This is a genomic window from Enterobacter sp. H2G27 (assembly GCF_054403075.1).
On sequence record NZ_JBSVSI010000001.1, the window covers coordinates 1,483,968 to 1,510,699 of the forward strand.

25 protein-coding genes are annotated in these 26,732 nt (G+C 53.5%); 9 read left to right on the top strand and 16 right to left on the bottom strand.

Annotated features, from left to right (window positions below):
- Window positions 1-6: 6 nt before the first annotated feature.
- Entirely contained in the window at window positions 7-828 is an 822-nt protein-coding gene (gene cobB, locus ACW9E7_RS07000) for a Sir2 family NAD+-dependent deacetylase (RefSeq protein WP_021240739.1), read from the top strand.
- 45 nt (window positions 829-873) lie between these two features.
- Here cobB and ACW9E7_RS07005 read toward each other — a convergent pair whose 3' ends face one another.
- On the bottom strand, window positions 874-2,805 hold the full coding sequence (locus ACW9E7_RS07005; RefSeq protein WP_115874746.1) for a methyl-accepting chemotaxis protein: 1,932 nt from the start codon (window positions 2,803-2,805) through the stop codon (window positions 874-876).
- A 237-nt stretch (window positions 2,806-3,042) separates the two neighbouring features.
- On the opposite strand from ACW9E7_RS07005, the gene ACW9E7_RS07010 reads away from it, so the two are divergent.
- Window positions 3,043-4,272 (top strand): EAL and HDOD domain-containing protein, encoded by a 1,230-nt coding sequence (locus tag ACW9E7_RS07010; protein WP_458727470.1) that lies wholly within the window; start codon window positions 3,043-3,045, stop codon window positions 4,270-4,272.
- Between the two features lie 46 nt (window positions 4,273-4,318).
- On the opposite strand, the gene potD is transcribed toward ACW9E7_RS07010, so the two are convergent.
- The 4 genes from potD to potA are packed head-to-tail and all read right to left on the bottom strand — an operon-like array spanning window position 4,319 to window position 8,121.
- Window positions 4,319-5,353 carry a spermidine/putrescine ABC transporter substrate-binding protein PotD gene (potD, locus tag ACW9E7_RS07015; protein ID WP_458727471.1) on the bottom strand — a complete coding sequence of 345 codons (1,035 nt, stop codon included), beginning with the start codon at window positions 5,351-5,353 and terminating at the stop codon, window positions 4,319-4,321.
- Window positions 5,350-6,141, bottom strand: a complete 792-nt coding sequence (gene potC / locus ACW9E7_RS07020) for a spermidine/putrescine ABC transporter permease PotC (protein WP_033145228.1) — start codon at window positions 6,139-6,141, stop codon at window positions 5,350-5,352. Before potC ends, potD begins: the two co-directional genes overlap by 4 nt.
- Window positions 6,138-6,995 carry a spermidine/putrescine ABC transporter permease PotB gene (gene potB, locus ACW9E7_RS07025; protein WP_271367667.1) on the bottom strand — a complete coding sequence of 286 codons (858 nt, stop codon included), beginning with the start codon at window positions 6,993-6,995 and terminating at the stop codon, window positions 6,138-6,140. The genes potC and potB overlap by 4 nt, the downstream gene beginning before the upstream one ends.
- The gene (gene potA / locus ACW9E7_RS07030; RefSeq protein ID WP_458728374.1) at window positions 6,979-8,121 is read right to left on the bottom strand and encodes a spermidine/putrescine ABC transporter ATP-binding protein PotA; all 1,143 of its coding nucleotides are present in this window, start codon (window positions 8,119-8,121) and stop codon (window positions 6,979-6,981) included. Before potA ends, potB begins: the two co-directional genes overlap by 17 nt.
- A 237-nt stretch (window positions 8,122-8,358) precedes the next feature.
- Between potA and pepT the strand changes: the two genes are divergently transcribed.
- A complete protein-coding gene (gene pepT, locus ACW9E7_RS07035; protein ID WP_458727472.1) occupies window positions 8,359-9,582 on the top strand; it encodes a peptidase T in 1,224 nt (407 codons plus the stop codon).
- A 41-nt stretch (window positions 9,583-9,623) separates the two neighbouring features.
- Here the strand turns inward: pepT and ACW9E7_RS07040 are convergent, their stop codons facing one another.
- From ACW9E7_RS07040 to rluE, 8 genes are all read right to left on the bottom strand, one after another.
- Complete coding sequence (locus ACW9E7_RS07040) at window positions 9,624-10,745, bottom strand: ribosomal protein uL16 3-hydroxylase (RefSeq protein WP_115874750.1); 1,122 nt, start codon at window positions 10,743-10,745, stop codon at window positions 9,624-9,626.
- Window positions 10,746-10,837: 92 nt separating this feature from the next.
- The gene (phoQ, locus tag ACW9E7_RS07045; protein ID WP_274242666.1) at window positions 10,838-12,301 is read right to left on the bottom strand and encodes a two-component system sensor histidine kinase PhoQ; all 1,464 of its coding nucleotides are present in this window, start codon (window positions 12,299-12,301) and stop codon (window positions 10,838-10,840) included.
- Window positions 12,302-12,973 (bottom strand): two-component system response regulator PhoP, encoded by a 672-nt coding sequence (phoP, locus tag ACW9E7_RS07050; protein ID WP_028019015.1) that lies wholly within the window; start codon window positions 12,971-12,973, stop codon window positions 12,302-12,304. It lies immediately after the preceding gene.
- A 123-nt stretch (window positions 12,974-13,096) separates the two neighbouring features.
- Window positions 13,097-14,467, bottom strand: coding sequence for an adenylosuccinate lyase (gene purB / locus ACW9E7_RS07055; RefSeq protein WP_008500757.1), 1,371 nt, complete (start codon window positions 14,465-14,467; stop codon window positions 13,097-13,099).
- Between the two features lie 19 nt (window positions 14,468-14,486).
- Window positions 14,487-15,116, bottom strand: coding sequence for a high frequency lysogenization protein HflD (hflD, locus tag ACW9E7_RS07060; RefSeq protein WP_458727473.1), 630 nt, complete (start codon window positions 15,114-15,116; stop codon window positions 14,487-14,489).
- Window positions 15,117-15,143: 27 nt separating this feature from the next.
- Window positions 15,144-16,256: a tRNA 2-thiouridine(34) synthase MnmA gene (gene mnmA / locus ACW9E7_RS07065; RefSeq protein WP_021241033.1), complete on the bottom strand. Its 1,113-nt coding sequence runs from the start codon at window positions 16,254-16,256 to the stop codon at window positions 15,144-15,146.
- Window positions 16,257-16,296: 40 nt separating this feature from the next.
- Window positions 16,297-16,770 (bottom strand): NUDIX hydrolase, encoded by a 474-nt coding sequence (locus tag ACW9E7_RS07070; RefSeq protein ID WP_458727474.1) that lies wholly within the window; start codon window positions 16,768-16,770, stop codon window positions 16,297-16,299.
- 9 nt (window positions 16,771-16,779) lie between these two features.
- Window positions 16,780-17,433: a 23S rRNA pseudouridine(2457) synthase RluE gene (gene rluE, locus ACW9E7_RS07075; protein WP_458727475.1), complete on the bottom strand. Its 654-nt coding sequence runs from the start codon at window positions 17,431-17,433 to the stop codon at window positions 16,780-16,782.
- Between the two features lie 117 nt (window positions 17,434-17,550).
- On the opposite strand from rluE, the gene icd reads away from it, so the two are divergent.
- The 3 genes from icd (at window position 17,551) to ACW9E7_RS07090 (ending at window position 19,546) form a co-directional block, all read left to right on the top strand.
- Window positions 17,551-18,801, top strand: coding sequence for an NADP-dependent isocitrate dehydrogenase (gene icd / locus ACW9E7_RS07080; protein WP_023292761.1), 1,251 nt, complete (start codon window positions 17,551-17,553; stop codon window positions 18,799-18,801).
- Between the two features lie 77 nt (window positions 18,802-18,878).
- The gene (locus ACW9E7_RS07085; RefSeq protein WP_115874783.1) at window positions 18,879-19,226 is read left to right on the top strand and encodes a DUF1304 domain-containing protein; all 348 of its coding nucleotides are present in this window, start codon (window positions 18,879-18,881) and stop codon (window positions 19,224-19,226) included.
- 74 nt (window positions 19,227-19,300) lie between these two features.
- Window positions 19,301-19,546: a DUF2543 family protein gene (locus ACW9E7_RS07090; protein WP_458727476.1), complete on the top strand. Its 246-nt coding sequence runs from the start codon at window positions 19,301-19,303 to the stop codon at window positions 19,544-19,546.
- 288 nt (window positions 19,547-19,834) lie between these two features.
- Here the strand turns inward: ACW9E7_RS07090 and ACW9E7_RS07095 are convergent, their stop codons facing one another.
- The gene (locus tag ACW9E7_RS07095) at window positions 19,835-21,334 is read right to left on the bottom strand and encodes an EAL domain-containing protein (protein ID WP_133294183.1); all 1,500 of its coding nucleotides are present in this window, start codon (window positions 21,332-21,334) and stop codon (window positions 19,835-19,837) included.
- A gap of 235 nt (window positions 21,335-21,569) precedes the next feature.
- On the opposite strand from ACW9E7_RS07095, the gene ACW9E7_RS07100 reads away from it, so the two are divergent.
- The 3 genes from ACW9E7_RS07100 (at window position 21,570) to ACW9E7_RS07110 (ending at window position 25,223) form a co-directional block, all read left to right on the top strand.
- Window positions 21,570-23,090: an EAL domain-containing protein gene (locus ACW9E7_RS07100; RefSeq protein WP_458727477.1), complete on the top strand. Its 1,521-nt coding sequence runs from the start codon at window positions 21,570-21,572 to the stop codon at window positions 23,088-23,090.
- 113 nt (window positions 23,091-23,203) lie between these two features.
- Complete coding sequence (locus ACW9E7_RS07105) at window positions 23,204-24,688, top strand: sensor domain-containing diguanylate cyclase (RefSeq protein ID WP_414146655.1); 1,485 nt, start codon at window positions 23,204-23,206, stop codon at window positions 24,686-24,688.
- A gap of 286 nt (window positions 24,689-24,974) precedes the next feature.
- Window positions 24,975-25,223, top strand: a complete 249-nt coding sequence (locus ACW9E7_RS07110; protein ID WP_008500746.1) for a GlsB/YeaQ/YmgE family stress response membrane protein — start codon at window positions 24,975-24,977, stop codon at window positions 25,221-25,223.
- A gap of 131 nt (window positions 25,224-25,354) precedes the next feature.
- Here the strand turns inward: ACW9E7_RS07110 and ACW9E7_RS07115 are convergent, their stop codons facing one another.
- The gene (locus ACW9E7_RS07115) at window positions 25,355-25,453 is read right to left on the bottom strand and encodes a YoaK family small membrane protein (protein ID WP_029739841.1); all 99 of its coding nucleotides are present in this window, start codon (window positions 25,451-25,453) and stop codon (window positions 25,355-25,357) included.
- A 45-nt stretch (window positions 25,454-25,498) separates the two neighbouring features.
- Window positions 25,499-26,527 (bottom strand): sensor domain-containing diguanylate cyclase, encoded by a 1,029-nt coding sequence (locus ACW9E7_RS07120; protein ID WP_127732765.1) that lies wholly within the window; start codon window positions 26,525-26,527, stop codon window positions 25,499-25,501.
- Window positions 26,528-26,732: the final 205 nt, after the last annotated feature.

Genomic DNA, 26,732 nt, shown 5'->3' on the forward strand with positions numbered 1-26,732 from the left:
GTTTCTATGCTGTCGCGTCGCCAGGGTCGACTCAGCCGTTTTCGCAAAAACAAACGCCGCTTGCGTGAGCGCTTGCGCCAGCGGATCTTTTTCAGAGACAGAATGATGCCAGAAGCGATGGATAAACCCAGAGTGGTGGTGCTGACCGGAGCGGGGATCTCGGCCGAGTCAGGAATTCGAACCTTCCGCGCGGCGGACGGACTGTGGGAAGAGCACCGCGTGGAGGATGTCGCCACGCCGGAAGGCTTTGCCCGTGACCCGGATCTCGTGCAGGCATTTTACAACGCACGCCGTCGTCAGCTTCAGCAGCCTGACGTCGCGCCGAATGCGGCGCATCTGGCGCTGGCGAAGCTGGAAGAGGCGCTGGGCGATCGTTTTCTGCTGGTGACGCAGAATATCGACAACCTCCACGAACGGGCCGGTAACAAGAACATCATCCACATGCACGGCGAGCTGCTCAAGGTTCGCTGCGCATGGAGCGGTCAGGTGCTGGACTGGAAAGAGGACGTGCTGCCAGAGGATAAGTGCCACTGCTGCCAGTTCCCGTCGCGCCTGCGTCCTCACGTGGTCTGGTTTGGCGAAATGCCGCTGGGAATGGATGAGATCTACAGCGCGCTGGCGATGGCCGACGTGTTTATCGCCATCGGAACATCCGGCCACGTTTACCCTGCGGCAGGGTTTGTCCACGAAGCGCGACTGCACGGTGCGCATACGGTAGAGCTCAACCTTGAGCCAAGCCAGGTAGGCAGCGAGTTTGAAGAGAAACACTATGGCCTGGCAAGCACGGTCGTCCCGGAGTTTGTCGACAAGCTGCTGAAAGGGCTGTAACGGCAATCGCCTGAAAAGGCACCCGTCCAGCGGGTGCCTTTTTATTTATGAATGGAAGAACGCCAGCGTCTTCTCGAGAGATTTAGCCTGCTCATCCAGCGAGAGCGCCGCAGCGGAGATCTGCTGAACCAGAGAGGCGTTCTGCTGGGTGGTGCTGTCCATCTGGTTAACGGCGGTACTGACCTGGCTTATCCCGCGGTTCTGCTCGTCCAGCGCCTGAACAATGTCGTTGATGACCAGATGCACGTGCGACACCGCCTCAATCACCTGTTTCATCATTACGCCGGTTTCATTGACCAGCTCAACGCCTTTGCTGACGCGGCCTGAGGACTCGGCAATCAGCTGGGAAATTTCTTTAGCCGCGTTAGCGCTTCGCTGGGCAAGGTTGCGCACTTCACCTGCGACAACTGCGAAACCGCGACCCTGTTCGCCCGCGCGCGCCGCTTCAACGGCCGCATTCAGCGCCAGAATATTGGTCTGGAAGGCGATGCCGTCGACGATGCTGTTAATCTCACCGATCTTTCGCGCGCTCTCGTCAATCTCTCCGATCACCATCACCACGTCGTTTACCAGCGTTTCGCCATGCCCGGCGAGGCTCGCGGCGCGATCGGTCAGCGTGGTCGCCTTGTGGGCGTTGTCGGCATTATTTTTAACCGTGACCGAAATCTCTTCCATGCTGGCTGCTGTTTCAACAATCGCCGCCGCCTGTTCTTCGGTACGTGAGGCGAGGTCAAGGTTGCCCGCCGAAATTTCGCTGGTGCCGCCGTGCACGGAGTGGCTGGCTTCGCTGATGTTGTCGACGATGCGCTTGAGCTGCGTCTGCATGGTGTGCAGGGCATAAAAAATGCTGTGGGTATCCCCGGAACGAACCGGGATGGTGTTGTTCAGCTCTCCCCGGGCAACGGCCAGGGCGATCCCGGCGGCCTCCGAAGGTTCCCCTCCAACCGGACGGTCAACCTTGCGGGTAAAGATCTGGGCCATCACCAGGCTGACCGCAACGATGCTTAACATCATCATGATGATGGCTTTCAGTAAAAATGCCCGCGCTTCGGCCATCACTTCGCTAACCGGAGTAATAATGGCCAGCTTCCACGGCGTCTGGCTGTTACCGACGGCGATGTCCTGCCAGGTGATGAACACCTCTTCCATCAGCAGCGGATCGTTTACCCGGGTGACGTCATGACCGGCAATCTGACCCGCGTATGGCTTGCCTGCCGCCTGTTTGTCCGGGCTGGACACCACGTTATTACCCGCTGAGAGGAGCAGGGCGTAGCCTGTGCCGTTCCACGGTTTAATCGCGCCGATCGTGGACTGCAGCGTGGCGAGGGAGAAGTCAGAGGTGACCGAACCCAGAAACTGTCCGTCACGCATGATGGGTGCGGCAATCGAGGTGAGCATCACGTCCACGCCGTTGTAGGGGTAAATATAGGGCTCGATGATCACATCTTTATGCCGCTGTTTCGGCAGCAAATAATAATCACCGCTGCCGGGTGTTTCGATGTCAGTCAGCAGGTGTAATGCCGGTTTGCCGGTGGCATCGCGGTCGACGTAGCGGGCGTAGCGTCCGGCAGGATCTTCACCGCTCTGACCGGCAAAGGCGGCATCTTTATCGTCGAACGCGTTGGGCTCAAAGGCCATCGACATGGAGAGAAACTGTGGGTGAGCCGAGAGGTAGTGGATAAGCAGCTGGTTCAGGCTCTGGCGGTCGGATACGCCCGCCTCGCGCAGTGCCAGGGCGCTGTTGCCCATATCCCGGGCGGCAGTCAGGGCGGAATCCAGCTGTTTGCTGACCTGTAAAGCCTGTACCTCGGCTATCTGGCGGATATGTTTTTTGGCCAGCACCTCCTGCTGCGCCATCCACTGCCACATCATAAACCCGATCGTTGCCGTAAAGCCCACCGTCACGGTGAGGAAAATGGACAATAGCATCAACGTCTTGACTCTTATTTTTTGTTTTCGGACCATGGCGTCTTTCATTCTCATCTCCCGTAATGTTGTGCATGTCGGGCAGGCACACAGTACTTATCGGATATTTCATCCTCTTTCTGTAGAGCGCCGGATATATTTAATTTAAATTCCAGAATATTTAATCCCGTTAATTAGTGTGGATGCTTTTATTTTGTGCATTCAATCAAAATAGCGCTCGATAATGCTCGTTATCATCGTGTAGAAAGAGGATGCTAATAAATATTAAGTGGTAAAGGAGGATGGGATATGTACGGATTTATTGCGCGACAACCCATTTTTAACCCTGAGATGAAGACGGTGGCCTATGAGCTGCTCTTCAGAGACGGGATGACAAACCGTTTTCCGGATGTGTCGGCGGAATATGCCACCTCCAGAATGATATCCGATCAGTTTTTATGCGTGCCGTCCCAGCGCATCGCCGGGGCTCATACGTCGTTTATTAATTTCCCTTCGCGAATGGTCATAGACCGCAGTGGAGAAGCGCTGGATAAAGAGAGCGTGGTCATTGAGATCCTTGAAGATGCTGTGCCGGGAGCGGAACTGCTGCAGGCCGTCAGGGAGATGAATGCGCATGGTTATCAGTTTGCGCTTGATGATTTCACCCTTGCACCAGAATGGGATGCTTTTTTACCCTATATTTCAATACTGAAATTTGACGTCAGAAATTACACCTTAGCGCAAATTAAACAGTATCTGAAAACGCGTAAACATCTGACCGGTCATATTAAATATCTCGCTGAAAAAATTGAGACTAAAGAGGAATTCAACCAATACAGGGACGAAGGGTTTTCCCTTTTTCAGGGCTATTTTTTCTGCCGCCCGGAGGTCATTAAATATAAACGGCTGTCGCAAAATCAGCTGGCGATTTTTCGACTGCAAATGGAGGTCGGACGCAATAAGCCTGATTTTCGAATTATCGAGTCGTTGATAAAAACCGATCTCACGCTCTCTTATAAAATCATGCGCTATATGAAGCATACGGCGTTTAAGCATGTCGGCGCCTGTAATTTCAGCAAGTTAACCCTGAGCGAGGTGCTCAGGTATCTTGGCGAAAATCAGCTCCGACGGTTTGTTGCCGTCGTGGTCCTCGCCAGTGCGGGCAATGATACCGTCAGCGAGCTTTATCCGCTGAGCATGATGCGCGGCAAGTTCTGCGAGCTGATCGCAGAGACGATGAACGAACCGATTCTGGCTGAAAATGCGTTCATGTGCGGCCTGTTTTCTCTTCTGGATACCCTCCTTGAGCTGCCGATGGCAGAGTTGATGAAGCAAATTGCGGTCCCGCAGAGCGTGAGCAACGCGCTTTGTCATCAGGAAGGACGGTTAGCCGATATGATTAACCTTTGCCGTTACTATGAACAGCAGCAGTGGGACGAAGCGACCCGGGTTCGTCAGGCGCTGGGTCTGTCGGATGAGGATGTGGTTGAGGCGATGAGAAAGGCGACAATCTGGGCAGGGCAGAATGCGGTCAGTTAATCCTTCCTCACGCCGTACGGGCGGCGTGAGGAAGAACGCGATACCGTTACCGGCCCGCTTTTAATTTCTGGTAATACTCTTCGTAGAGGCGGCTGGCGTCACCAACATCGTTCTGCCATTCACCTTTGCTGATGGTTTCGGCATCCGGATAGAGCGATTTATCGTTAGCTACCTCAGGCTTCAGCAGCTTGCGTGCGGCGAGGTTTGGCGTCGGGTAGCCAATCGTCTCGGCAACCTGTTTCGCCACGTCCGGGCGCAGCAGGAAGTTAATCAGCTTATGCGCCCCTTCAACGTTTTTCGCATTGGCCGGAATAGACAGGCTGTCCATCCAGAAAATCCCACCTTCTTTCGGCCAGACCACCTCAAGCGGCGTACCGGCCTGACGGGCAACATACGCGGAGCCGTTCCAGACCATCCCCAGATTTACTTCGCCTTCCATATACGGGTTTGCCGGGTTATCAGAGTTGAATGCCGCCACGTTAGGCATCAGCTTTTTCAGCTCGGCATACGCCGCTTCAATCTCTTTAGGAGCCGTCGTATTGCCCGAGTAGCCCAGCTTGCGCAGTGCCACCTGGAACACTTCGCGCGCGTCGTCGGTCAACAGCAGGCTGCCCTTGTATTCCGGTTTCCACAGATCGGCCCAGCTTGTCACCGATTTCGGTTCGACGGCCTCGCTGTTAACGCCAATCGCGGTTGCCCCCCAGATATACGGAATGGAGTAGTCGTTATTCGGGTCGAACGGCTTGTTGAGCATCTCAGGATCGAGGTTTGAAAAATGGGTAAGCTTCGTTTTGTCGATCTTCTGGATCATGCCCTCTTTGCGCATTTTGTCGACAAAGTAGGTGGAAGGAACCACCAGATCGTACGCGCCATCTTTGTAAGTTTTCAGCTTGGCGTACATGGTTTCATTCGACTCGTAGGTCGAGTAGATCACCTTGATGCCCGTCTCCTTTGTGAACTGTTCCAGCAGGCCCGGCGGCACGTACTCGGTCCAGTTGTAGAAGTAGAGCGTTTTGCTGTCATCAGCGTGCGCGGCACCCATGCCGAGCACCAGCGCCGCAGCGGCGAGCATTTTTTTCATTTCATTGTCCCCTGAGATTTTGTTTTATCACGAGCAATAACCTGGCTGGCGATCACCAGAACCAGCGAAAATACCAGCAGAATGGTCGCCAGCGCGTTCACCTCGGGTGAAACGCCGACTTTCACCATCGAATAGATTTTCAACGGCAGAATTTCATAGCTCGGCCCGGTCACGAAGGAGGAGACCACCACGTCATCCATCGACAGGGTAAAGCTCAGCAGCCATCCGGCCGCCACGGCGGGCATCGCCAGCGGCAGGATGATTTTGCGCAGGATTGTCATCTCGCTGGCGCCCAGATCTTTCGCCGCCTCCAGCATGCGCACGTCGAACCCTTTCAGGCGCGCAAAGACGGTCACCACCACAAACGGCAGGCAGAAGGTGATATGGGAAAACAGCAGCGACCAGAAGCCAAGCTGTACGCCCAGCAGCATAAACAGCACCAGCAGCGAAATCGCCATCACGATATCCGGCGACATCATCACCACAAACAGCATGCCGCTGACGAACGGTTTACCGCGAAAGCGGTAGCGGTAGAGCGCCACGGCGGTCAGAGAACCAATTAGCGTGGCAAAGGTGGCGGAGAAGATCGCCATAGTCAGGGAGTGCTGAGCGGCCTGCAGCAGGCTGTCGTTGTTCATCAGCAGGCTGTACCAGCTAGTGGTAAAGCCCTGCCAGTTAATCCCGAAGCGTGAGCTGTTAAACGAGTTCACGATCAAAATAACGATCGGGATATACAGGTAAGCGTAAATGGCGGTCATAAAACCGCCGCGAAGCAGTCGACCGATCATTCGAGTTCCACCTTCTTGTTCAGCAGCCGTGAAGCGCGCCAGTAGACCAGCAGCATCAGACCCATCACCACCGTCAGCGTGATGCTGGTGGCGGACCCGAACGGCCAGTCGCGAATGTTCAGGAACTGACTCTTGATCACATTCCCAATCAGCAGGTTTTTCGCGCCACCCATCAGGTCAGAAACGTAGAACAGACCCATGGCCGGAAGCATTACCAGCAAACAGCCCGCGATAATGCCGGGCATGGTCAACGGGATGATAATGCGGGTAAAGGTCTGGAGCTTGTTGGCACCCAGATCTCTTGCCGCTTCCAGCAGCGGTTTATCCAGCTTCTCTATGCTGGAGTAGAGCGGCATCACCATAAACGGCAGCAGGATATAGACCAGGCCGATAATGACCGCGCTCGGGGTAAACATGATGCGGATCGGCGTATCAATCACCCCCAGCCACAGTAGAAACTCATTGAGGTAGCCTTTGGTGCTGAGGAAGATTTTCAGCCCGTAGATGCGGATTAACGAGTTGGTCCAGAATGGAACAATCAGTAAAAACAGCAGCAGGGGCCGCACCTTTTGCGGCAGGCCCGCGAGGAACCATGCGAAAGGATACCCGAGCACCAGGCAGGCAACGGTGGCAATTAGCGCCATATTGAGCGAGTGCAGCAGCACGTCAAAATAGAGCGGATCGAGCAGGCGCGCGTAGTTATCCAGCGTAAAGACCAGCGAAACGAAGTTAGCGTCGTCGCGGGTCAGGAAGCTGGTGGCAACGATCATCAGGTTGGGTAAAAAGACAAACAACACAAGCCAACCGACGATCGTGGCAATCACCACATTCTGGAACTTACTTGTGTTCTTCATCAGCCAGCACAACCTCCCAGCTTTCTACCCAGTTGACAACCATTTTCTGGTCGAGCGAGTGGTCGAAGTCAGGGTCGTCCTCGTTAAAGAACTCGCTGACCATCACCATTTTACCGTTCTCCAGCTCGACGACAGACTCCAGGGTCATCCCTTTGTAGTTGCGCTCGCGGATATAGCCGATTAACCCTTCGGCCTCGGTATTGCCGTGAATTTCATCGACGCGCAGATCTTCCGGGCGCAGCAGAACGTTGAGCTTTTGTCCCTTTTCGACGGGGAAATTCACCGTGATATTGCACTCGCGTCCTTCGACGCTGGCTCGCACGCGCTGGTCGTCCAGACGCTCAATCACCGTGGCGTCGAAGATATTGATCTCGCCAATGAAGCTGGCGACAAAAAGATTCTTCGGCTCTTCGTAGATTTCGCGCGGCGTGCCGTCCTGCTCGATTTTGCCGTCGCGCATCACCACGATGCGGTCGGACATGGTCAGGGCCTCTTCCTGATCGTGGGTAACGAAGACAAAGGTAATGCCGAGCTTGCGCTGCAGGGCTTTTAGCTCGTTCTGCATCTGCTTGCGTAGCTTGTAATCCAGCGCGGAGAGGGATTCATCCAGCAGGAGCAGACGCGGCTTGTTGACCACGGCGCGGGCGATGGCCACGCGCTGCTGCTGGCCGCCGGAAAGCTGATGGGGTTTACGCTGGGCAAACGTCTCAAGCTGCACCATGCGCAGGGCGTCGGTGACGCGCGGTTCGATCTCATGCGCCGGCGTTTTTTGCATCCGCAGGCCAAACGCCACGTTTTCAAACACGGTCATGTGCGGGAACAGGGCGTAGCTCTGAAAGACGGTATTGACGTGGCGATCTTCGGCGGGAACCCGGGTGATGTCCTGGTTCTCAAGATGGATATGGCCGTTATCGACGCTTTCCAGCCCGGCGATAAGGCGCAGTACGGTTGTTTTGCCGCAGCCGGAGGGGCCAAGCAGCGTCAGAAACTCACCGTCATTGATGGTGAGAGTGAGGTCGGAAATAACGTCTTTGCCATCAAAACTTTTACGAATTCGTTCCAGTTTCACCAGCGGTGAACGGGTTTGTGTATTCAATTTTTGCGCTGTCCCATATAGACGCCTCAGGCAGCAGACTGAAGCGGGGTTTGTGTGTAACCACCTTGGTGACTCGTAATGAGGGCGGACATTCTACGGCAATCCCCGGTAATCGCCAATCCTTGTCACTGATTTATAAGCTACATTTACTAACGCATAACGATATAAACGGAAAATATTCTCGTTTGCGGGATAAAAGTGACCTGACGCAATATTTGCGTTTTGATGCTTATTGATAATGTTGTCACAAAAAGTGAGGGTGACTGCATGGATAAATTACTTGAGCGTTTTTTACAGTACGTTTCGCTGGATACCCAATCTAAACCGGGTGTTCGCCAGGTGCCGAGCACCGAAGGCCAGTGGAAGTTATTAAACCTGCTGAAAGAGCAGCTTGACGCCATGGGGCTGGTCAACGTCACGTTAAGCGAAAAAGGCACTGTGATGGCAACGCTGCCGGCGAATGTCCCGGGTGACATTCCGGCGATTGGCTTTATCTCCCATGTCGACACCTCTCCTGATTTTAGCGGTAAAAATGTGAACCCGCAGATTGTGGAAAATTACCGCGGCGGCGACATTGCGCTGGGCATTGGCGACGAAGTGCTCTCGCCCGTGATGTTCCCGGTGCTGCATCAGCTGCTGGGCCAGACGCTGATCACCACCGACGGGAAAACCCTGCTGGGGGCGGATGACAAAGCGGGGATCGCGGAAATCATGACGGCGCTGGCGGTGCTGAAGGGCAAAGATATTCCGCACGGCGACATCCGCGTGGCCTTTACGCCGGATGAAGAGGTCGGCAAGGGCGCGAAGCACTTCGACGTGGACGCCTTTAACGCCCAGTGGGCCTACACCGTCGACGGTGGCGGCGTCGGTGAGCTGGAATATGAAAACTTCAATGCCGCGTCCGTCACGATCAAAATTGTCGGCAACAACGTTCACCCCGGTTCGGCGAAAGGCGTCATGGTGAACGCGCTTTCGCTGGCGTCGCGAATTCATGCGGAAGTCCCGGCGGAAGAGAGCCCCGAACAGACCGAGGGGTATGAAGGTTTCTATCACCTGACCAGCATCAAAGGCACCGTGGACAGCGCGCAGATGCACTACATCATCCGCGATTTCGACCGTAAAGCCTTTGAGGCACGCAAGCGTAATATGATGGAGATCGCCAAGAAGGTGGGTAAGGGCCTGCATCCCGACTGCTACATTGAGCTCATCATCGAAGACAGCTATTACAATATGCGCGAGAAGGTGATGGCGCATCCGCATATTCTCGATATCGCCCAGCAGGCGATGCGCGACTGCGATATTGAACCGACATTAAAACCGATTCGCGGCGGCACCGACGGCTCTCAGCTGTCATTCATGGGGCTACCGTGCCCGAACCTGTTTACCGGTGGCTACAACTACCATGGCAAGCATGAGTTTGTGACGCTGGAAGGAATGGAAAAAGCGGTGAAGGTGATAGTGCGGATAGCGGAGTTGACCGCGAAGCGGTAAGAAAAGCCCGGTGGCGAAGCGCCACCGGGCATTAAGGCGACTCAGTCCTCAAAGAACCAGTACCCGCTGTTAACCAATGCGGCCAGCATTGCGAGGAAAGACGGGTCTTCCAGCGCATCGCCAAAGGTATCGGCAGTCAGCACCAGATGGCTGGCAATGGAATCGAGCGCTGGACGGTGCGGAGAGTCCAGCTTCTCGCCGTTGACGAATACCTCCTCGCCAATGCGCAGCACGCGCAACCCGCCCAGACGTACCAGCTTGTCGCCCTGCTGGAGCGCATCATAAATCTCGTCAGCCTGATAAGGCGGCTCCGGTGGCGCAACGTCCAACTCATGACGAGACTGGCTGATAAACTCGCCAAACCACTGACGGAAATGTTCCGGTTCGTTGATCAAATCCAGCATCATGCCGCGCAGCTTATCCAGCTCTGCGGGCAGGATATCGGCCGGATGCTCGCGTGCAGGCACATCGGGGTCGCTGTAACGATAGCTGCCCAGCTCGCGTTGCAGAACGTAGTCGGCAAATCCGCTGATCATCTCGCGGCCGCTTGGCGCGCGGAACCCCACGGAGTAGTTGAGGGAGTTTTCCAGGGAGTAACCCTCGTGAGGGAATCCAGGCGGAATGTAGAGAATATCGCCCGGCTCCAGCTCTTCGTCGATAATCCCTTCAAACGGATCAACCTGCAGCAGGTCCGGATGCGGGCAGTGCTGCTTCATAGGTACTTTTTCGCCCACGCGCCAGCGGCGGCGGCCCGTACCCTGAATGATGAATACGTCGTACTGGTCCAGATGTGGACCCACGCCGCCGCCAGGCACGGAGAAGGAGATCATCAGATCGTCCATGCGCCAGTCGGGCAGGGCGCGGAACGGACGCATTAAGGCGGCAGTTGGCTCGTGCCAGTGGTTGACCGCCTGCACCAGCAGAGACCAGTTGTTTTCACCGAGGTGATCGTAGCTTTCGAAAGGACCGTGGCTAACCTGCCATTTCCCGTCCTGGTGGCTGACCAGACGGCTGTCGACTTCGTTTTCCATGGCCAGACCGGCCAGCTCGTCAGGCGAGATGGGGTCGACAAAATTGCTGAACCCGCGTTTCAGAACCACCGGGCGTTTTTGCCAGTAACGTTCAATAAACTCGGGCCAGTTAAGCGTTAAGTGATAATCCATAATTTTTTTATTCCGCAGGCTCTTACTGACTCGGATTATAACGGAAGCTCAGCCCCCCGGCTGCGAGATCCTCGCATTTTTCACATAACGGGTTAACTATCGTTCGATGTGGGCTGCTGGCGACCAAAAATGACCTCCATTCTGGCGCCGCCCAGCAGGCTCTCGCTGGTTTCGATTTTCCCGTCGTACTGGTCGACAATCTCGCGCGCGACGGCTAATCCTACCCCCTGTCCTGGACGTAACGTATCGGCGCGCTGCCCGCGATCGAACACCACGTCACGCTTATTGCGCGGGATCCCCGGGCCATCATCCTCAACGATAATATGCAGCTCGGTTTCCGTCTGGCGCGCAGATACTTCCACGAACTCCAGGCAGTATTTGCAGGCGTTATCCAGCAGGTTACCCATCACTTCCATGAAGTCATTTTTTTCACCCACAAAGCTTATCTCTGGCGAGATATCGAGGCTGATATTCACCCCTTTACGCTGATACACCTTGTTGAGGGCGGACGTGAGGTTATCCAGAAGCGGGGCAACCGGGTGCAGCTCGCGGCTCAGCAGCGCGCTGCCGGAACGCATGCTGGCGCGATGCAGGTAATAGCCAATTTGCTGTGAAATACGGCTGATCTGTTCCAGCATCACCGGCTCAGCATCGTCGACGCTCAGCTTCGAACTGCGCATTGAACGGAGGGTACTTTGCATGACCGCGAGCGGGGTTTTCAGGCTGTGGGTCAGGTCGGTAAGCGTCGTACGGTATTTATCATAGCGTTCGCGTTCGCTTTTCAGCAGGCGGTTGAGGTTTCGCACCAGGCTGGTGAGCTCGCGCGTGGTTTCCGGGTTCAGCTTCTCGCGATGATGTTCCTCCAGCTCGCGAACCTCTTTCGCCAGTGATTCAATGGGGCGCAAGCTCCACCATGCCGCCACCCACAGCAGCGGGATCACCAGCAGGAGATTCGCAGCCAGAACATAGATGAACCAGCTCCAGACCATATAAGAACGCTTAAGCTCGACCGGAATGGTGTCGATCACCACAATGGTCAGCTGCGGCATGTTTAGCGTCGCCGGATAGAGGTTAATCGCGACGGAATGCGTCATCTCCGTTTCGGCATTGTCGGCGCGGATCTCGTTCAGCTTTTGCTGCAGGGAGCGATCTTCACGGATCAGCGAGCTGGTGGTGTTGAGATCGGCTTCAATTTCATGAAACCCGTTGGTTCTGAGCCAGTCCGGACGAATGCTTTTGACCAGCCATGGGATGTCACGCTGCGCCCACAGTAGCTTGCCCTTTTCGTCATAAATCAGGGCCAGCGTTGGACTCTGCTGGTTGAGGTTTTCCGGCATTTCGACGGTGATTTGATTGTTTTCCCACTTCGCCAGGGTATAAAAAAGATTGCTTTCGCCACGCAGCAGCCGAAAGGTTGTTTTATCAAAGCTGACGCTATAGCCCACCAGGGCGACCATGCCGTAGGAGAGTGACAGCACCAGCACGACGGCGGCCGTTGCCAGTAAGAAACGAACCCTCAGGGAGAGGGGCAGAATGTGGCGCAAAATCACTCTCATTTAGCGTAATTCGAACAGGTAGCCCTGACCACGGACGGTGGTGATCACATCCTGCGGGTACTGCGCCTGAATTTTCTTGCGCAAACGCCCCATCAGCACGTCAATGGTATGGCTCTCGCGCAGTTCCGCATCAGGGTAAAGCTGGAGCATTAAGGAATCTTTGCTTACCACTTTGCCGTTGTTACGGATCAGCGTTTCCATAATGGTGTATTCGAAGGCGGTAAGCTTGATCACTTCATCATTGATCGCTAACTCCCGACGGGAAAGATCGACCTGGAAAGGCGGGATGGAAATAACCTGTGAGGCCAGCCCGCTATTGCGGCGTAACAGCGCCTGCATGCGCGCCGCCACCTCTTCAATATGAAACGGCTTGGTGACGTAATCATCCGCACCCGCGCTCAGCACTTCGACCTTATCCTGCCAGCCTTCACGGGCGGTCAGAACCAGAACCGGTAGGGAGACATCGTGGCTGCGCCAGCGGCGAATCAACGACAGACCGTCTTCGTCAGGCAGCCCTAAATCGACAATGGCGATATCCGGCAGGTGTTCATTGAGATAATAATCGGCTTCTTTTGCGTCTTCAGCATCGTCCACCTGATGTCCCATCTCCTGAAGCTGAACCTTCAGGTGATGACGTAGCAATGCGTTATCCTCAACAACCAGTACGCGCATCATCTCTTCTCCCTAAATAATTGGTATGAATAGTTTAACGCTGATTATGTTGTTTTGGGGATAAACATTGAGTAAACCGGGGAAAAGCATCCCCCTTTTCGGGCGAAAAGGGGGAGAGGGGCGTTACTTCAGCTCGTCAACCATGGTGATGGCGCGGCCAATGTAGTTCGCCGGGGTCATCGCCTTCAGGCGCGTTTTCTCTTCTTCCGGCAGCGCCAGGCCGTCGATAAACTGCTTCATGCCTTCGGCGTCAACGCGTTTGCCACGGGTCAGCTCTTTCAGCTTCTCATACGGTTTTTCGATACCGTAACGACGCATCACGGTCTGAATCGGCTCCGCCAGCACTTCCCAGTTGTGATCCAGCTCGTCCAGCAGACGGTCACGGTTTACTTCCAGTTTGCTTACGCCTTTCAGGGTGGACTGATACGCGATCAGCGCGTAGCCGATGCCCACGCCCAGGTTACGCAATACGGTGGAGTCGGTCAGGTCGCGCTGCCAGCGGGATACCGGCAGTTTGCTCGCCATATGCTGCAGCACGGCATTCGCCAGGCCCAGGTTGCCTTCGGAGTTTTCGAAGTCGATTGGGTTTACTTTGTGCGGCATGGTGGAAGAGCCGATTTCACCCGCGATGGTTTTCTGTTTGAAGTGGTTCAGGGCGATGTAGCCCCACACGTCACGATCGAAGTCGATCAGGATGGTGTTGAAGCGCGCGATGCAGTCAAACAGCTCGGCGATATAGTCGTGCGGCTCAATCTGGGTGGTGTACGGGTTCCACTGAATGCCCAGAGAGGTCACGAACTCTTCGCTGAACTGGTGCCAGTCCACTTCCGGGTAAGCGGCGATGTGGGCGTTATAGTTACCGACCGCGCCGTTGATTTTGCCAAGAATTTCAACCTGTTCCAGCTGACGATACTGGCGCTCCATACGGTACGCGACGTTGGCCATCTCTTTACCCATCGTGGACGGGGTGGCTGGCTGGCCGTGAGTACGGGAGAGCAGCGGAATGTCGCGGTATTCCACGGACAGCGCTTTTACTGCGTCGATGATTTTACGCCAGTAAGGCAGCACCACCTCTTTGCGCGCGGTGGAGAGCATCAGCGCATGGGACAGGTTGTTGATGTCTTCAGAGGTACAGGCGAAGTGAATGAACTCAGACACGGCGTGCAGCGCAGGGACGCTTTCCACTTTCTCTTTCAGGAAGTACTCAACCGCCTTCACGTCGTGGTTGGTAGTGCGTTCAATGGTTTTAATGCGCGCGGCGTCTTGTTCGCTAAACTCAGCAACGATTTTATCAAGGTAATCGTTTGCCTTTTCGTCAAAAGCAGGAACTTCCTTGATTGCTGCCTGGGCGGCCAGCTTTTGCAGCCAGCGTACTTCAACCTGAACACGGAACTTCAGCAAACCATATTCGCTGAAGATCCCGCGCAGCGCGCTGACTTTATCGCCGTAGCGTCCATCGACAGGGGATACGGCGGTCAGTGAGGATAATTCCATAATTCGCAACTCCGGGAGGTTAACAATGAGCAAGAATTTGTTTTGCCTGAGTGGTCAGGCGATTACGAGAAAACATTAACTGCAGGCGGCCACCACCGACCTGGTGCCACAGCACGGCGGCGCGGATACCTGCCAGCAGAGACGCGCGCACTTTTGCCTGTACCTGCGGGCTTTGCAGCACGGCAGGGGACCCGGTGACCTGAATACGCGGGCCCAGCGGGCTGATGACGTCAACATAAATGCCGGCCATCGCGCTGAGCAGCGTTTCGGACTGCAGGTCAAAATGATCGAGCTGACGCTGTAGCCTGGCAATGCGATCGCCCAGGGTATTAAGCGCGCCTTTTGCTGCGCTCAGCTTACGCTCCAGCACCATCAGGCTCAACGTGTAGCGGGTCAGCTCTGCATTTAACCCCTGACGGCTGCTGGCGTTAAGTACGCCAAGCAGGGTTTCAAGACCGAGACGAAGATTGGTTTCACTGCCGCCGAACACGCCCAGGGTCGAGCCGGGGTTAAGATCGATAACGCTGTTCAGTGAAACGTGCAGGGCATCAGCGTCGCAATGACCCTGATGCGCGAGCTGTTGCACCAGACGGGCTGACTGGCAAATTCCCGCCAGCGCCAGGGTGATGTCATAATAGTTCTTCGCCACACGGTCTCCTTTATGTGTGCAATCGTATTAAACAGCAGGCAGCGGCAGGCGCTGTTCAATGATCCCGCCGCCCAGGCAGATCTCACCGCTGTAGAAGACAGCAGACTGACCTGGGGTGACGGCGGCAACCGGCTCGTCGAAGCGCACGTCAATGCGATCGTCATCGAGCGCGGTAACGGTGCAAGGAATATCGGTCTGACGGTAGCGTGTTTTCACCGTGCAGCGCAGCGTGCCTTTCAGCGGCTCACGATCGACCCAGTGCAGCTGTTGCGCGATCAGGCCAACGGACATCAGACGCGGATGGTCGTGCCCCTGAGCAACAACCAGAATATTGTTTTCGACATCTTTGTCGACCACGTACCACGGATCTTCGCTACCTTCTTTCGTCCCGCCGATACCCAGGCCTTTACGCTGGCCTAAGGTGTGGTACATCAGCCCCTGGTGCTGGCCAATCTCTTCCCCGTCGACGGTGACGATCTTACCCGGCTGTGCGGGCAGGTAGCGCCCCAGGAAATCGCGGAATTTACGCTCGCCGATGAAGCAGATGCCGGTAGAGTCTTTTTTCTTCGCGGTGATCAGGTCCAGCTCTTCGGCGATTTTACGCACCTGCGGCTTTTCCAGCTCGCCGACCGGGAACAGGCTCTGGGCGATCTGCTCGTGGCTCAGCGTATAGAGGAAATAGCTTTGATCTTTGTTGCCGTCCAGACCGCGCAGCAGCTGGCTTTTACCATTCACGTCTGCACGACGCACGTAGTGGCCGGTCGCGATGTAGTCAGCGCCCAAATCTTCCGCGGCGAATTCCAGGAAGGCCTTAAATTTGATCTCTTTGTTGCACAGAATATCCGGGTTCGGCGTGCGGCCCGCTTTGTACTCTTCCAGGAACAGTTCAAAAACGTTGTCCCAGTATTCTGCGGCAAAGTTAACGGTGTGCAGTTCAATGCCGAGCTTATCGCATACGGCCTGTGCGTCGGCAAGATCCGCTGCGGCAGTGCAGTATTCCTCGCCGTCATCTTCCTCCCAGTTCTTCATGAACAGTCCCTCCACCTTATAGCCCTGTTGCTGTAACAGGTAGGCGGAAACGGAGGAATCGACACCGCCGGACATGCCGACGATCACTTTTTTCTGGCTGTTATCTGACATGGAATACTCACGACATTGAACTTCAAGGCGGCGTATTCTATCACGCCCCCCCACCATTGGCACCCTCTGTAAACGGCCAGTTAAATGCGCCGATGACATCCAGCGGCAGGCGTGCGCCTGACTGCCAGCAGCGAATGCTTTCCGCAACCAGCGGGGAGCGCAGGTTTGGCGCGTTCAGGATCTCGTCGGCGGTGACCCACAGACAGCGGTCGATATCGTCATCCTGCGGCTCAGTGGCGCACGTTTCGCTAAGCTCAACGGCGAATAAAAAGCGCAGGAATGGGGTGCTGTCGGGCGCAATCCACTGGTGCATACGGATGAAGTGCTGGGGTTCAGCGTGAATACCGGTCTCTTCCCACAGCTCGCGTTTCGCTGCCTGCAGCAGGGTCTCATTGGCTTCAAGGTGCCCGGCAGGCTGGTTCCACAGCGCTTTGCCGTTAATGATCTCTTCGACAACCAGGAATTTACCCCGGGCGTGGACCACGCAGGCAACCGTAACATGAGGTTTAAACATAGTTACTCCTTAAGGGGTGACGTCGCGCCATTCGCCGTTTGCCAGCGTTTCCAGCGTGTAGCTGCCCATGGCGTAGCGAATCAGACGCAGGGTAGGGAAGCCGACGTGTGCGGTCATGCGGCGAACCTGACGGTTGCGGCCTTCATAAAGGGTGATTTTGAGCCAGCTTGTCGGGATGGATTTGCGTTCACGGATCGGCGGATTGCGCGGCCACAGCCACTCCGGTTCATTCACGCGTTCAATACCTGCGGGCAGGGTTGGGCCGTCGTTCAGCGTGACGCCTTTACGCAATTTTTCCAGCGTTTGTTCGTCCGGCTCGCCTTCGACCTGGACGAAGTAAATTTTGCCGGTGCGTTTGCCCGGCTGCGTGAGCCTCGCCTGCAGCGCGCCGTCGTTGGTTAAGACCAGCAGGCCTTCGCTGTCGCGGTCCAGACGCCCGGCTGCGTAGACGCCCTGAACGGGAATAAAATCCTTCAGCGTGCTGCGCCCGGCTTCATCGGTAAACTGCGGCAAAACATCGTAGGGTTTATTGAACAAAATAACCCGCTTTGGCTGGGTTTCTTGCGGTCTTCTGGCGGCTTGTCGTGAGCTGAATCGCTCAACCCGGTGTTTTGTAAAAGAAGTTTTCTTCATGGTATTTTCAGGCGTTATCAATTGCCGCATTATAGCCTAAGAACGAAGACCTTTCATGGCGCAGGACAATCAGGTACTATCGAAGGGCTCATTACAATTTATTAACATAAGATCAGTAACAACCAGAAGCGCTCGAAGGAGAGGTTAATGGAAAGCAAAGTAGTTGTTCCGGCGGAAGGTAAAAAGATCACCCTGCAAAACGGCAAGATTAACGTTCCTCACAATCCGATTATCCCGTTCATTGAAGGTGACGGAATCGGTGTAGACGTTACCCCGGCGATGCTGAAAGTGGTTGATGCCGCTGTTGAGAAAGCCTACAAAGGCGAGCGTAAAATTTCCTGGATGGAAATTTACACCGGTGAGAAATCTACTCAAGTTTATGGCCAGGACGTCTGGCTGCCAGCAGAAACGCTGGACCTGATCCGCGACTACCGCGTTGCTATTAAAGGCCCACTGACGACGCCAGTTGGCGGCGGTATCCGTTCCCTGAACGTGGCACTGCGTCAGGAGCTGGACCTGTACGTGTGTCTGCGTCCGGTTCGTTACTATCAGGGCACCCCAAGCCCGGTTAAGCACCCTGAACTGACCGATATGGTTATCTTCCGCGAAAACTCAGAAGACATCTACGCGGGTATCGAATGGAAAGCGGACTCTGCTGACGCAGAAAAAGTGATTAAATTCCTGCGCGAAGAGATGGGCGTGAAGAAAATTCGCTTCCCTGAGCATTGTGGTATCGGCATCAAGCCATGTTCCGAAGAAGGGACCAAGCGTCTTGTGCGTGCGGCGATTGAATACGCTATCACCAACGACCGCGACTCTGTGACCCTGGTTCACAAAGGCAACATCATGAAGTTCACCGAAGGCGCGTTCAAAGACTGGGGCTACCAGTTGGCGAAAGAAGAGTTCGGCGGTGAGCTGATCGACGGCGGCCCATGGCAGAAGATCAAAAACCCGAACACCGGCAAAGAGATCGTCATTAAAGATGTGATCGCCGATGCGTTCCTGCAGCAGATCCTGCTGCGTCCTGCAGAATACGACGTGATTGCCTGTATGAACCTGAACGGTGACTACATTTCTGACGCCCTGGCAGCGCAGGTTGGCGGTATCGGTATCGCCCCTGGCGCGAACATCGGTGATGAATGCGCCCTGTTCGAAGCGACACACGGTACTGCACCAAAATACGCGGGTCAGGACAAAGTGAACCCAGGCTCTATCATCCTGTCTGCAGAGATGATGCTGCGTCATATGGAATGGTTCGAAGCCGCAGACCTGATCGTTAAAGGTATGGAAGGTGCGATTAACGCGAAAACCGTAACTTACGATTTCGAACGTCTGATGGAAGGCGCTAAGCTGCTGAAATGTTCAGAGTTTGGCGACGCGATTATCGCGAACATGTAATCCAGTTTCTGGGTTAAACAAGAGCGGGGGCCTGAGGGTTCCCGTTTTTTTTGCCTCTGCCTGCGGGAGACAACACGATGCTAGCTACTATTCTTATCGCTGTCGTTGCACTCATCCATCTCTACATTCTTGTGCTGGAAATGTTCCTGTGGAATACCAAAACAGGGCACAAGGCCTTTAATCTGCGTCCTGATTTTGCGCGCGATACCCGCGTACTGGCCGCGAATCAGGGGCTGTATAACGGTTTTCTGGCGGCAGGTCTGCTCTGGAGCCTCTGGCTCGGCGAAAAGGGTATTCAGGTGGCCATCTTCTTCCTGGCCTGCGTGCTGATCGCCGGGCTCTTTGGCGCAGCCACCGCCAGCCGGAAAATTTTGTATGTACAGGCCGTACCCGCTCTCGCGGCGCTGCTTGCGTTGCTCATCTGAAGCAATGCTTTGGTTGAGATAAGGCGTCCGATATACTGATGGCTTCACCCTTACAGGTTAGCGACGAGACAGTTATGAACAACGATATCCCACTGAAATATTATGACATTGCCGATGAGTACGCGACGGAAGCCGCAGAGTCCGTCGCTGAGTCAGAGCTCGACGCGCTGGCACATTATTTCCAGCTGCTGCTTACCCGTTTATCGAATAACGAGGAGATTAGCGAGGAAGCCCAGCAGGTGATGGCCGCTGAGGCCGGGATCCGTGCGGGGCGCATTGATGATATTGCGAACTTCCTCAATCAGTGGGGAAATGAATAGCCTGCTTCAAAAACCGTTATGCTGATGCTTTGCGATACAGCTAAGCATCACGCTATCGGACCACATGCACTTTTTCCGCAGAATATGCGAAGCGGGGGCGTCGATAAACAGCGCGAAAATAACGGTCAGGCAAAAGAGTACCACTGGGAATAGTAAGGATAATTTCACGTTTTTAACCAAAATATGAGTGTGCTTCAGGGTAATCTACCGTCTGATTGTGACGACTATATGTTTTTGCGTAAAAAATTGAAATGCCCGACTGGAAAAAACGGGCACGCCAGTTTTGGATTACGGTGTGACGCCGGTGAGTTGCTTCGCCAGTTCGCTGCGGGTGAGTGCTTTTGAAAAATACCATCCCTGGATCAGGGCATCGGGATATCTGTCCGCAATAAAGCGATATTGAATTTCATTTTCCACGCCCTCGAATACAAGCGTTTTATTCAATCTTGCAAGAGCATCGCTGAAGATAGCGAAGATGTTTTGCTTATAATGCTCGCTGATGCCGTCCACCAGCGACTTATCAATTTTGATTTCATCATATTCAAGCAGCGACAGGCGGGCGAGGTTCGAGTTTTGCACGCCAAAATCATCTATTGATATTTTAACGCCGAGCGATTTGAGCTCCCGACAGAATCCCTCGAGGATATCTGCCGTTGAAACGGCTTTCTCAGAGAGTTCGACCTTCATCAGGGAAAGGGGTAGGTGATTGGCAAAACACGCACGACGCAAAATGGTAATGAACTGTCCATCTTCAATTTCCTTCCGCCCAACGTTGATTGAGACTATCAGCTGGTGTTTTATCGCCAGTGGGGCAATTTCGGAAAGGGATTTTTCGATAATATTACTATAATATTTTTTATACAGACCAATCTTCTTAATTAATGGAATAAACAGCTCCGGAGAGACGTCCCCGTGCTTTTGATCGCGCCATCTCGACAGAACTTCAACACCCACGATTTTTTTATCGTGAATGCGGATAATGGGCTGATAGTTAACGCAGATGGTATTCGTGATGACGGCTTTGATCAGCGTGCGTTCCAGAGAAAAACGATCTTCATAGATTCGGAAGATAAACAACGTAATCGCGATCCAGATCAAACAGAGAATGACCGCAAGAAGCGCAAAGATAAACGGAGGTAACGAGGCCAGCCCAGCGTCATGATGCTTCACGATGACGCACAGGTCCCAGAAGGCGCTGCACTGCGTCAGGGTCAGGGTAAACAACGTCGAATGCAGCCAGCTCTGCTGATTTAGCTCCGGAGCGGCCGAAAAAAAGACTCTGCCGAAGTCTTTCGTGGTAGCACTTAGCGAATAACTTGCGGTAACCGGGCTGAATTTATCGTAAGCATAGCGGGAGGTGAAGATAATAATATTGTTATAAATTGCCGCGTTGCCCGTGAAAAAGTCTTTTCGCGAAAACTGGGCCAGGAGAAAGCCTCTCGGCGTTTTATGCAGTTCTGCAGGAAGTGCAACGGGCGTTGCGAGTTTCCCCCAAAAAGCGGTACAGACTATTTTTCCCTTTTCGATAAAACCAATATCGCCAAAATAAAGATTATTAAGCTTGATTTGTCTATAGCTATCAAGGCTGGCTTTATCACATCCCTGCGTCGTTATGCTTTTTAGGCCCAGCGCAACGTTTTGGGACAGGTCTTCTGAATAATGTAAAAGGGTTCGGGATATTTCGAGCTGTTTGCTCTTCTGCTGTCCTGTGATGACAGCATTGACGGCATAAAGAGACAGGAAGACCAGAAGCGTTGAAACGATAGCAACGGCAATGCGCTTTTTCATTTTCCAGATATCCAGTCCGCTCCCTGATTTCACAAAGCTTAACACAGCCTGGGCAAGGAACAAGCCTGATAGTCACGTCATGTGAGCAAATTCAGGCAGGTGAACTCATACGAAAGCATCAGTTTTTTAAGACAATTCTTAGCTAAGCTATTTTCATTGTCATAAGCAACGCCGGATTAGCACAGGCTTTTCTTCTAGTACATCCATGCTTGTTTTTTCTATTAAGGAAAACATCATGCGCAACGTGATGATCCCTATTATGAGTGCCCTGTTTCTTTTTCTGAGCGGCATTCTGATTATTAACTGGCAGCTATGGCAGATGGCGAAGCTGAGTAATAGTCATGCCGCGACGGCAAGCACCCAAAAAATAGAAAGTATTCTGGCTGAAGCAGTCAGTGCGGCCAGCACGGCGAAGCGCGTTGCGGAGCAGGGGTGTACCAGTAGCGGACAGCTGGCGTTGGGGACGGAAGCCGCGCTAAAACCGCATCTGCGCGCCATCATGATCCAGCAGCAGGGCAGAATCATCTGTACTTCCCTTCCCGGGAATGGCGTATTGATTATTCACCCTGAGACCTTACCTGCCGAAAAGTTGATGCTGCTACCCGGCAATCGGCTGGTGAACGGCATGCCGGTGCTTGTCTTTCAGATGCCCGTTGCGGGAGGGCGCGTCATGGTCAGCATCAGCGACGCGCATTTGCAGGATGCCATTACGAGCGCATCAAATAGCGTTGGCCTGGGACTGGTTGTCGGCGAAAGAATGTTTACCCGCAGCGGTGATGTGACCGGCTGGAAAGCGGCCTCGTGGGCGGGGTCACTTACGACATCTTCGCAGTTCCCCTTTAGCCTGGCCTGGCAGCCTCCTGCCTTTTTTAGCCTGACGCGGCTACTGCAGCAGGGATGGAGCCTGACACTGCTTATTCTTGCATTATCCGTGGCGGTGGGCATTTTGATCCGCCGTTACAAGGGGAAAAGCACCTCATTCGAAGACGATTTGCGCAAAGCCATTTTGCAGGGGGAGATCGAGCCTTATTATCAGCCGATCGTGAACGGGGATACCGGCGGGTTGTACGGCGTTGAGGTCCTGGCGAGATGGAAACATCCAAAGTCAGGCTTTATCCCGCCGGATGTCTTTATTCCGATTGCCGAACGTAGCGGTTTAATTATCCCGTTAACCAAAGGGTTGATGGCGAAAGTGGTCGCACAGCTTAAACCACTGTTGCCTAAGCTACCGGACGGGTTTCATATCGGGGTGAACATCAGCGCCAGACACATCAATGCACCTTCCTTTATCGGGGACTGTCGCGTCTTCGGGAAGGGGTTTCAGGGTAAAGAAGTCAAACTGGTTCTCGAGGTGACCGAGCGTGAACCGCTGATCGATAATCCTCACCTGGTGGAAAACCTCAACATGCTGCATAACGCCGGTTTTGTTATTGCCCTTGATGATTTTGGTACGGGTTATTCCGGGCTGTCATGCCTTAATGCGCTTGCCATTGATTATATTAAAATTGATAAAAGCTTTGTGAACCGGGTTTCAGAGGAAAAGGACTCAACGATCCTGCTGGACTGCGTCATTGATCTGGCGAAAAAACTCTCATTGCGCATTGTAGCTGAAGGAGTAGAAACAAAAGAGCAGCTGGAGTATCTCAACCGTAATGAGATAACCCTGTTACAGGGATATTATTTTGGTAAGCCCGTCTCCTATATCGATTTTATTAAAGTCATTTTATCTAAACCCAGGGAGATCGTAAGTTTGTAAATCAAAATAAAGGCAAGCTTCCGTTGTCTGCTTAAGTGCAATTCATTTTCCTCTTATCCCGAGCTTTGTTACAGTGACAAGAGTTGTCAGCCAGGGATGTCAGGCGTGATAAGGTGGAAAAGCTCGTGCATGTGAAAAATACTTTTTACACAACAACCATTACCGTCATCATTGTTTCATTGATCCTCTCGCTGTCGCTCGCCGTCCAAATAGCCACGTCCAGACAGCAGTCAATCCAGCAAATTAATACCAGCGTTGCTAACCTGAGCCATACCCTTGATGTCTACACCGAGGGGATCATGCGCCAGAGTGAAATGTTAATTACTACCGTTTCCGACATAATCGAAATTTATGGTATGACCCCGCAGCAGGCGACCAATATTCAGCACATGATCAATAATCAGGATAACCTTCTTACCCAGATTAATAATGTGGTTGTTTACAACGCTCAGGGCGATATCTTCACCGCACTGCATGAAAGTTTTACCGGGTCACGCAAAGGCTCGGACAGAGAGTTTTTTATCTATCACAAAGAAAATAAAACTCAGCAGATTTTTATTGGGGAGCCGGTGGTAAGCAGAACCAATGGCAAATGGGTTATCACCATCAGTCGACGCCTTGAAACCGAGAGCGGGGCATTTAACGGAGTGGTGGTGGTGACGCTGGGTATCGAAAATTTTCTGGCACTCTACGGGCAGATTAATATCGGTCACTCGGGCGTCATCGGCTTAACGACGCAATCAGGCGTGCTGCTGGTCCGTTATCCCTTTAAAAATACTTATATCGGCACGATTGTTTCTGATTCACCGCTATTCAGGAAATATCTCAAGGTACAAAATTCGGGGATAGCCAGCTCCATCTCACGGTTTGATAAAATCGAGCGCATTTATGCCTACGAGAAAAACAGACGCTACGGACTGGTCACCACCGTGGCCGTTAGCATTGATGAAGCCCTTGCACCCTGGCGCAAACAGGCCATTCAGCTGGCGGTGCTCATTTTCGTGTTCACGGCGATCCTCATTGTGGCGTCATACTTCCTGTATTCCGACCTGTCCCGAAAAACAAGGGATAACAAAGCGCTGAAGATTATTGCCTCAGAAGATGCGTTGACCGGGCTGTACAACCGCCGCTTCTTTGATGAAAAAATCCTCTCGGAAATCACTATGTGTGCTGAGCATGACGCACCGATTTCGATACTGATCGTAGACGTGGATTACTTCAAAAAATACAACGATAACTACGGTCATCCGGAAGGGGACCGGTGTCTGGCAATGCTCGGAAACAGCCTCAGGGAGAGCCTTACGCGTGATAATCAGATTGTGGCGCGATACGGCGGAGAAGAGTTTGCGCTGATATTGCCGGATACGGATATCCAGGATGCGCTCCGACTGGCGCAGACGATTATTCGCAATGTGTTTTCCCTGCAAATTGCGCATGCTTTTAGCCCCTTCGGACGGGTAACGGTCAGCGTCGGGATTTCTACCGCACGTGCCGTCGACATCGCTGGCAGCCAGCAAAATATCATTATTGCCGCTGACCAGGCCCTCTATCAGGCAAAGCGCGCAGGACGTAACCGTTACGCGTTTGTTGGGGTATGAGCAGAAAAAAAAAGCCCACTCAGGAGTGGGCAAGAAATACTGGAAGCAATGTGAGCAATGTCGTACTGAATACCTGAGTATTTCGCTCAACTATTCAGTGTTGAGAAAGATAATCTTTCTCAACAAAAGATGCAACCCCACAGTTTATGTGGCACGCTCTTTTTGTTGATGAATAATCACTCACTCTCTCATTGTGACGCCTATCACAAATTTCCTTTCTGAAATCCTGTGCTATTCTTTTTTGTGTCGTTGATTTAATGACAAAAACCATACAGAGAGGAAAGTTATGGGAATTTTATCCTGGATTATCTTTGGGCTTATTGCGGGTATTCTGGCGAAGTGGATCATGCCGGGCAAAGATGGCGGTGGGTTTATCGTCACCGTAATACTGGGTATTGTCGGCGCAGTAGTCGGCGGCTGGATCAGTACGCTGTTCGGTTTTGGCAAAGTCGATGGCTTTAACTTCGGCAGTTTCGCCGTCGCGGTGATTGGTGCGCTGGTTGTTCTGTTTATCTACAGAAAAATCAAAAGCTAAGGCTTAAAAGCGTTGAAAAAAGGCTGCCAGATGGCGGCCTTTTTACGTATTGGCGTTTACCACCAGCCAAGCTGGGTGCCGGCAAACGCCGCGATGGCAACGATCAGCATAATGAGGGTCGTTTTTCTCATTTATGCCCCAGGCGCCGCGTAACCACCGACAAAAAACCACGCTAAAAAAATCACCGCCGTTATAAAAATAACGACCGGGAAGAGGATCCCTATTCTCATATCATCACCTGTTTCGGTTTTTGTAACGCCGTAGAGTGTACGGGGTTAATCCATAGTGAGAAAGCGTGTTTTGCTTTTTCCTTTCTTATCCTGATACATCGCGACATCCGCGTCGCGTAATGCGCTGTCAGGATCGGTTGCGGCAGGGTCCACTTCGATAACGCCGAGGCTGGCGCCCGGATAAATAATATGAACGCTGCCCAGCCAGTATTCGCCTGCGATACAGGCGCTGAGGCGCGTTTTGAGCAGCGTAACCTGCGCGTTATCTCCGTCCTCGTGGAGCTGGCTCAGCGATGCGACCAGAAATTCATCACCGCCCAGTCGGCCGATAATATCGTCCTCCTGTTTCTCTTCCGTCAAACGCTTGCCCACTTCTATCAGGAACTGGTCGCCAGCCTCATGGCCGTAACGATCGTTAATCAGTTTGAAATCATTCAGATCGATGAACGCGATGATGGCGTTACGCTTAAGGTGCCGGGCCAGAGAAAACAGCGTGGTCAGATCTTCAAAAATGGCGCGACGGTTGGGTAAACCGGTAAGGGCATCCGTGTAGGAGTGCGCGATGAGGGCCGCATTGGCTTCGCGAAGCTGGGTTACCAGCGACTCTTTCTGAATGGACTGGGCGATCAGCCCGGCGAAGAGCTTCAGAACCTGTTCCCCGCGCTCGCTAAGCGGCTTTCTGGCCGTGCTGGTGGCGCAGAGCGTACCGTAGAGTGAACCATCCGCAAGATGGACAGGAATACTCATGTAGGTCGTAATGCCAAGCGCTTTTGCGGCTTCACACTCGGGCCAACGTTCGGGTACGTCATTGCTGAATAACGTGTCACTGTCCAGCGCACGCTTGCACAGCGTCTCGTCCCATGGGACGCTCAGACCCTCCGGGATCGTCATCTGCTTGCTGTTGCGTGCGTAGAGGATGTGCTGCAGCCGCGCCTCGATATCGACCTTCGTCAGGTAGGTCGACTCCATGTCGGTGACAATCTCCAGCATCTCCAGCAGCTGGCGAACGAGGCTTTCAAGGGACTGCTCGGTGGCAAGGGTTTCTGAAACGCGAGCGAGGATAAGATCCGACATGACGTAGAATGACTCCCAGGCAGAAGACGTCTGCATCTGCATGTTATGCTGAGTTTTTAAGCTTCAGGCATAGTAAAACATGAATACAGAAAATTTAATATATGCAGGAAGCGGGGAGCAGGCGAGAAAAAAAGCCCCGTTGTTGAGACCGGGGCAAAGACATCTTGATTACGGAATGATGTTCTCTGGTCAAATCGAGAACATG

Bases quoted from the DNA above. Each gene is read 5' to 3' on its own strand.
- ACW9E7_RS07070 (WP_458727474.1), bottom strand. From the start codon at position 16,770: ATGTTTAAACCTCATGTTACGGTTGCCTGCGTGGTCCACGCCCGGGGT.
- pepT (WP_458727472.1), top strand. From the start codon at position 8,359: ATGGATAAATTACTTGAGCGTTTTTTACAGTACGTTTCGCTGGATACC.
- phoQ (WP_274242666.1), bottom strand. From the start codon at position 12,301: ATGAGAGTGATTTTGCGCCACATTCTGCCCCTCTCCCTGAGGGTTCGT.
- purB (WP_008500757.1), bottom strand. From the start codon at position 14,467: ATGGAATTATCCTCACTGACCGCCGTATCCCCTGTCGATGGACGCTAC.
- ACW9E7_RS07115 (WP_029739841.1), bottom strand. From the start codon at position 25,453: ATGAGAATAGGGATCCTCTTCCCGGTCGTTATTTTTATAACGGCGGTG.
- cobB (WP_021240739.1), top strand. From the start codon at position 7: ATGCTGTCGCGTCGCCAGGGTCGACTCAGCCGTTTTCGCAAAAACAAA.
- ACW9E7_RS07120 (WP_127732765.1), bottom strand. From the start codon at position 26,527: ATGTCGGATCTTATCCTCGCTCGCGTTTCAGAAACCCTTGCCACCGAG.
- icd (WP_023292761.1), top strand. From the start codon at position 17,551: ATGGAAAGCAAAGTAGTTGTTCCGGCGGAAGGTAAAAAGATCACCCTG.
- ACW9E7_RS07010 (WP_458727470.1), top strand. From the start codon at position 3,043: ATGTACGGATTTATTGCGCGACAACCCATTTTTAACCCTGAGATGAAG.
- rluE (WP_458727475.1), bottom strand. From the start codon at position 17,433: ATGCGGCAATTGATAACGCCTGAAAATACCATGAAGAAAACTTCTTTT.
- ACW9E7_RS07090 (WP_458727476.1), top strand. From the start codon at position 19,301: ATGAACAACGATATCCCACTGAAATATTATGACATTGCCGATGAGTAC.
- mnmA (WP_021241033.1), bottom strand. From the start codon at position 16,256: ATGTCAGATAACAGCCAGAAAAAAGTGATCGTCGGCATGTCCGGCGGT.
- potC (WP_033145228.1), bottom strand. From the start codon at position 6,141: ATGATCGGTCGACTGCTTCGCGGCGGTTTTATGACCGCCATTTACGCT.
- ACW9E7_RS07100 (WP_458727477.1), top strand. From the start codon at position 21,570: ATGCGCAACGTGATGATCCCTATTATGAGTGCCCTGTTTCTTTTTCTG.
- potB (WP_271367667.1), bottom strand. From the start codon at position 6,995: ATGAAGAACACAAGTAAGTTCCAGAATGTGGTGATTGCCACGATCGTC.
- potD (WP_458727471.1), bottom strand. From the start codon at position 5,353: ATGAAAAAAATGCTCGCCGCTGCGGCGCTGGTGCTCGGCATGGGTGCC.
- ACW9E7_RS07040 (WP_115874750.1), bottom strand. From the start codon at position 10,745: ATGGATTATCACTTAACGCTTAACTGGCCCGAGTTTATTGAACGTTAC.
- ACW9E7_RS07110 (WP_008500746.1), top strand. From the start codon at position 24,975: ATGGGAATTTTATCCTGGATTATCTTTGGGCTTATTGCGGGTATTCTG.
- ACW9E7_RS07005 (WP_115874746.1), bottom strand. From the start codon at position 2,805: ATGAAAGACGCCATGGTCCGAAAACAAAAAATAAGAGTCAAGACGTTG.
- ACW9E7_RS07085 (WP_115874783.1), top strand. From the start codon at position 18,879: ATGCTAGCTACTATTCTTATCGCTGTCGTTGCACTCATCCATCTCTAC.
- phoP (WP_028019015.1), bottom strand. From the start codon at position 12,973: ATGCGCGTACTGGTTGTTGAGGATAACGCATTGCTACGTCATCACCTG.
- ACW9E7_RS07095 (WP_133294183.1), bottom strand. From the start codon at position 21,334: ATGAAAAAGCGCATTGCCGTTGCTATCGTTTCAACGCTTCTGGTCTTC.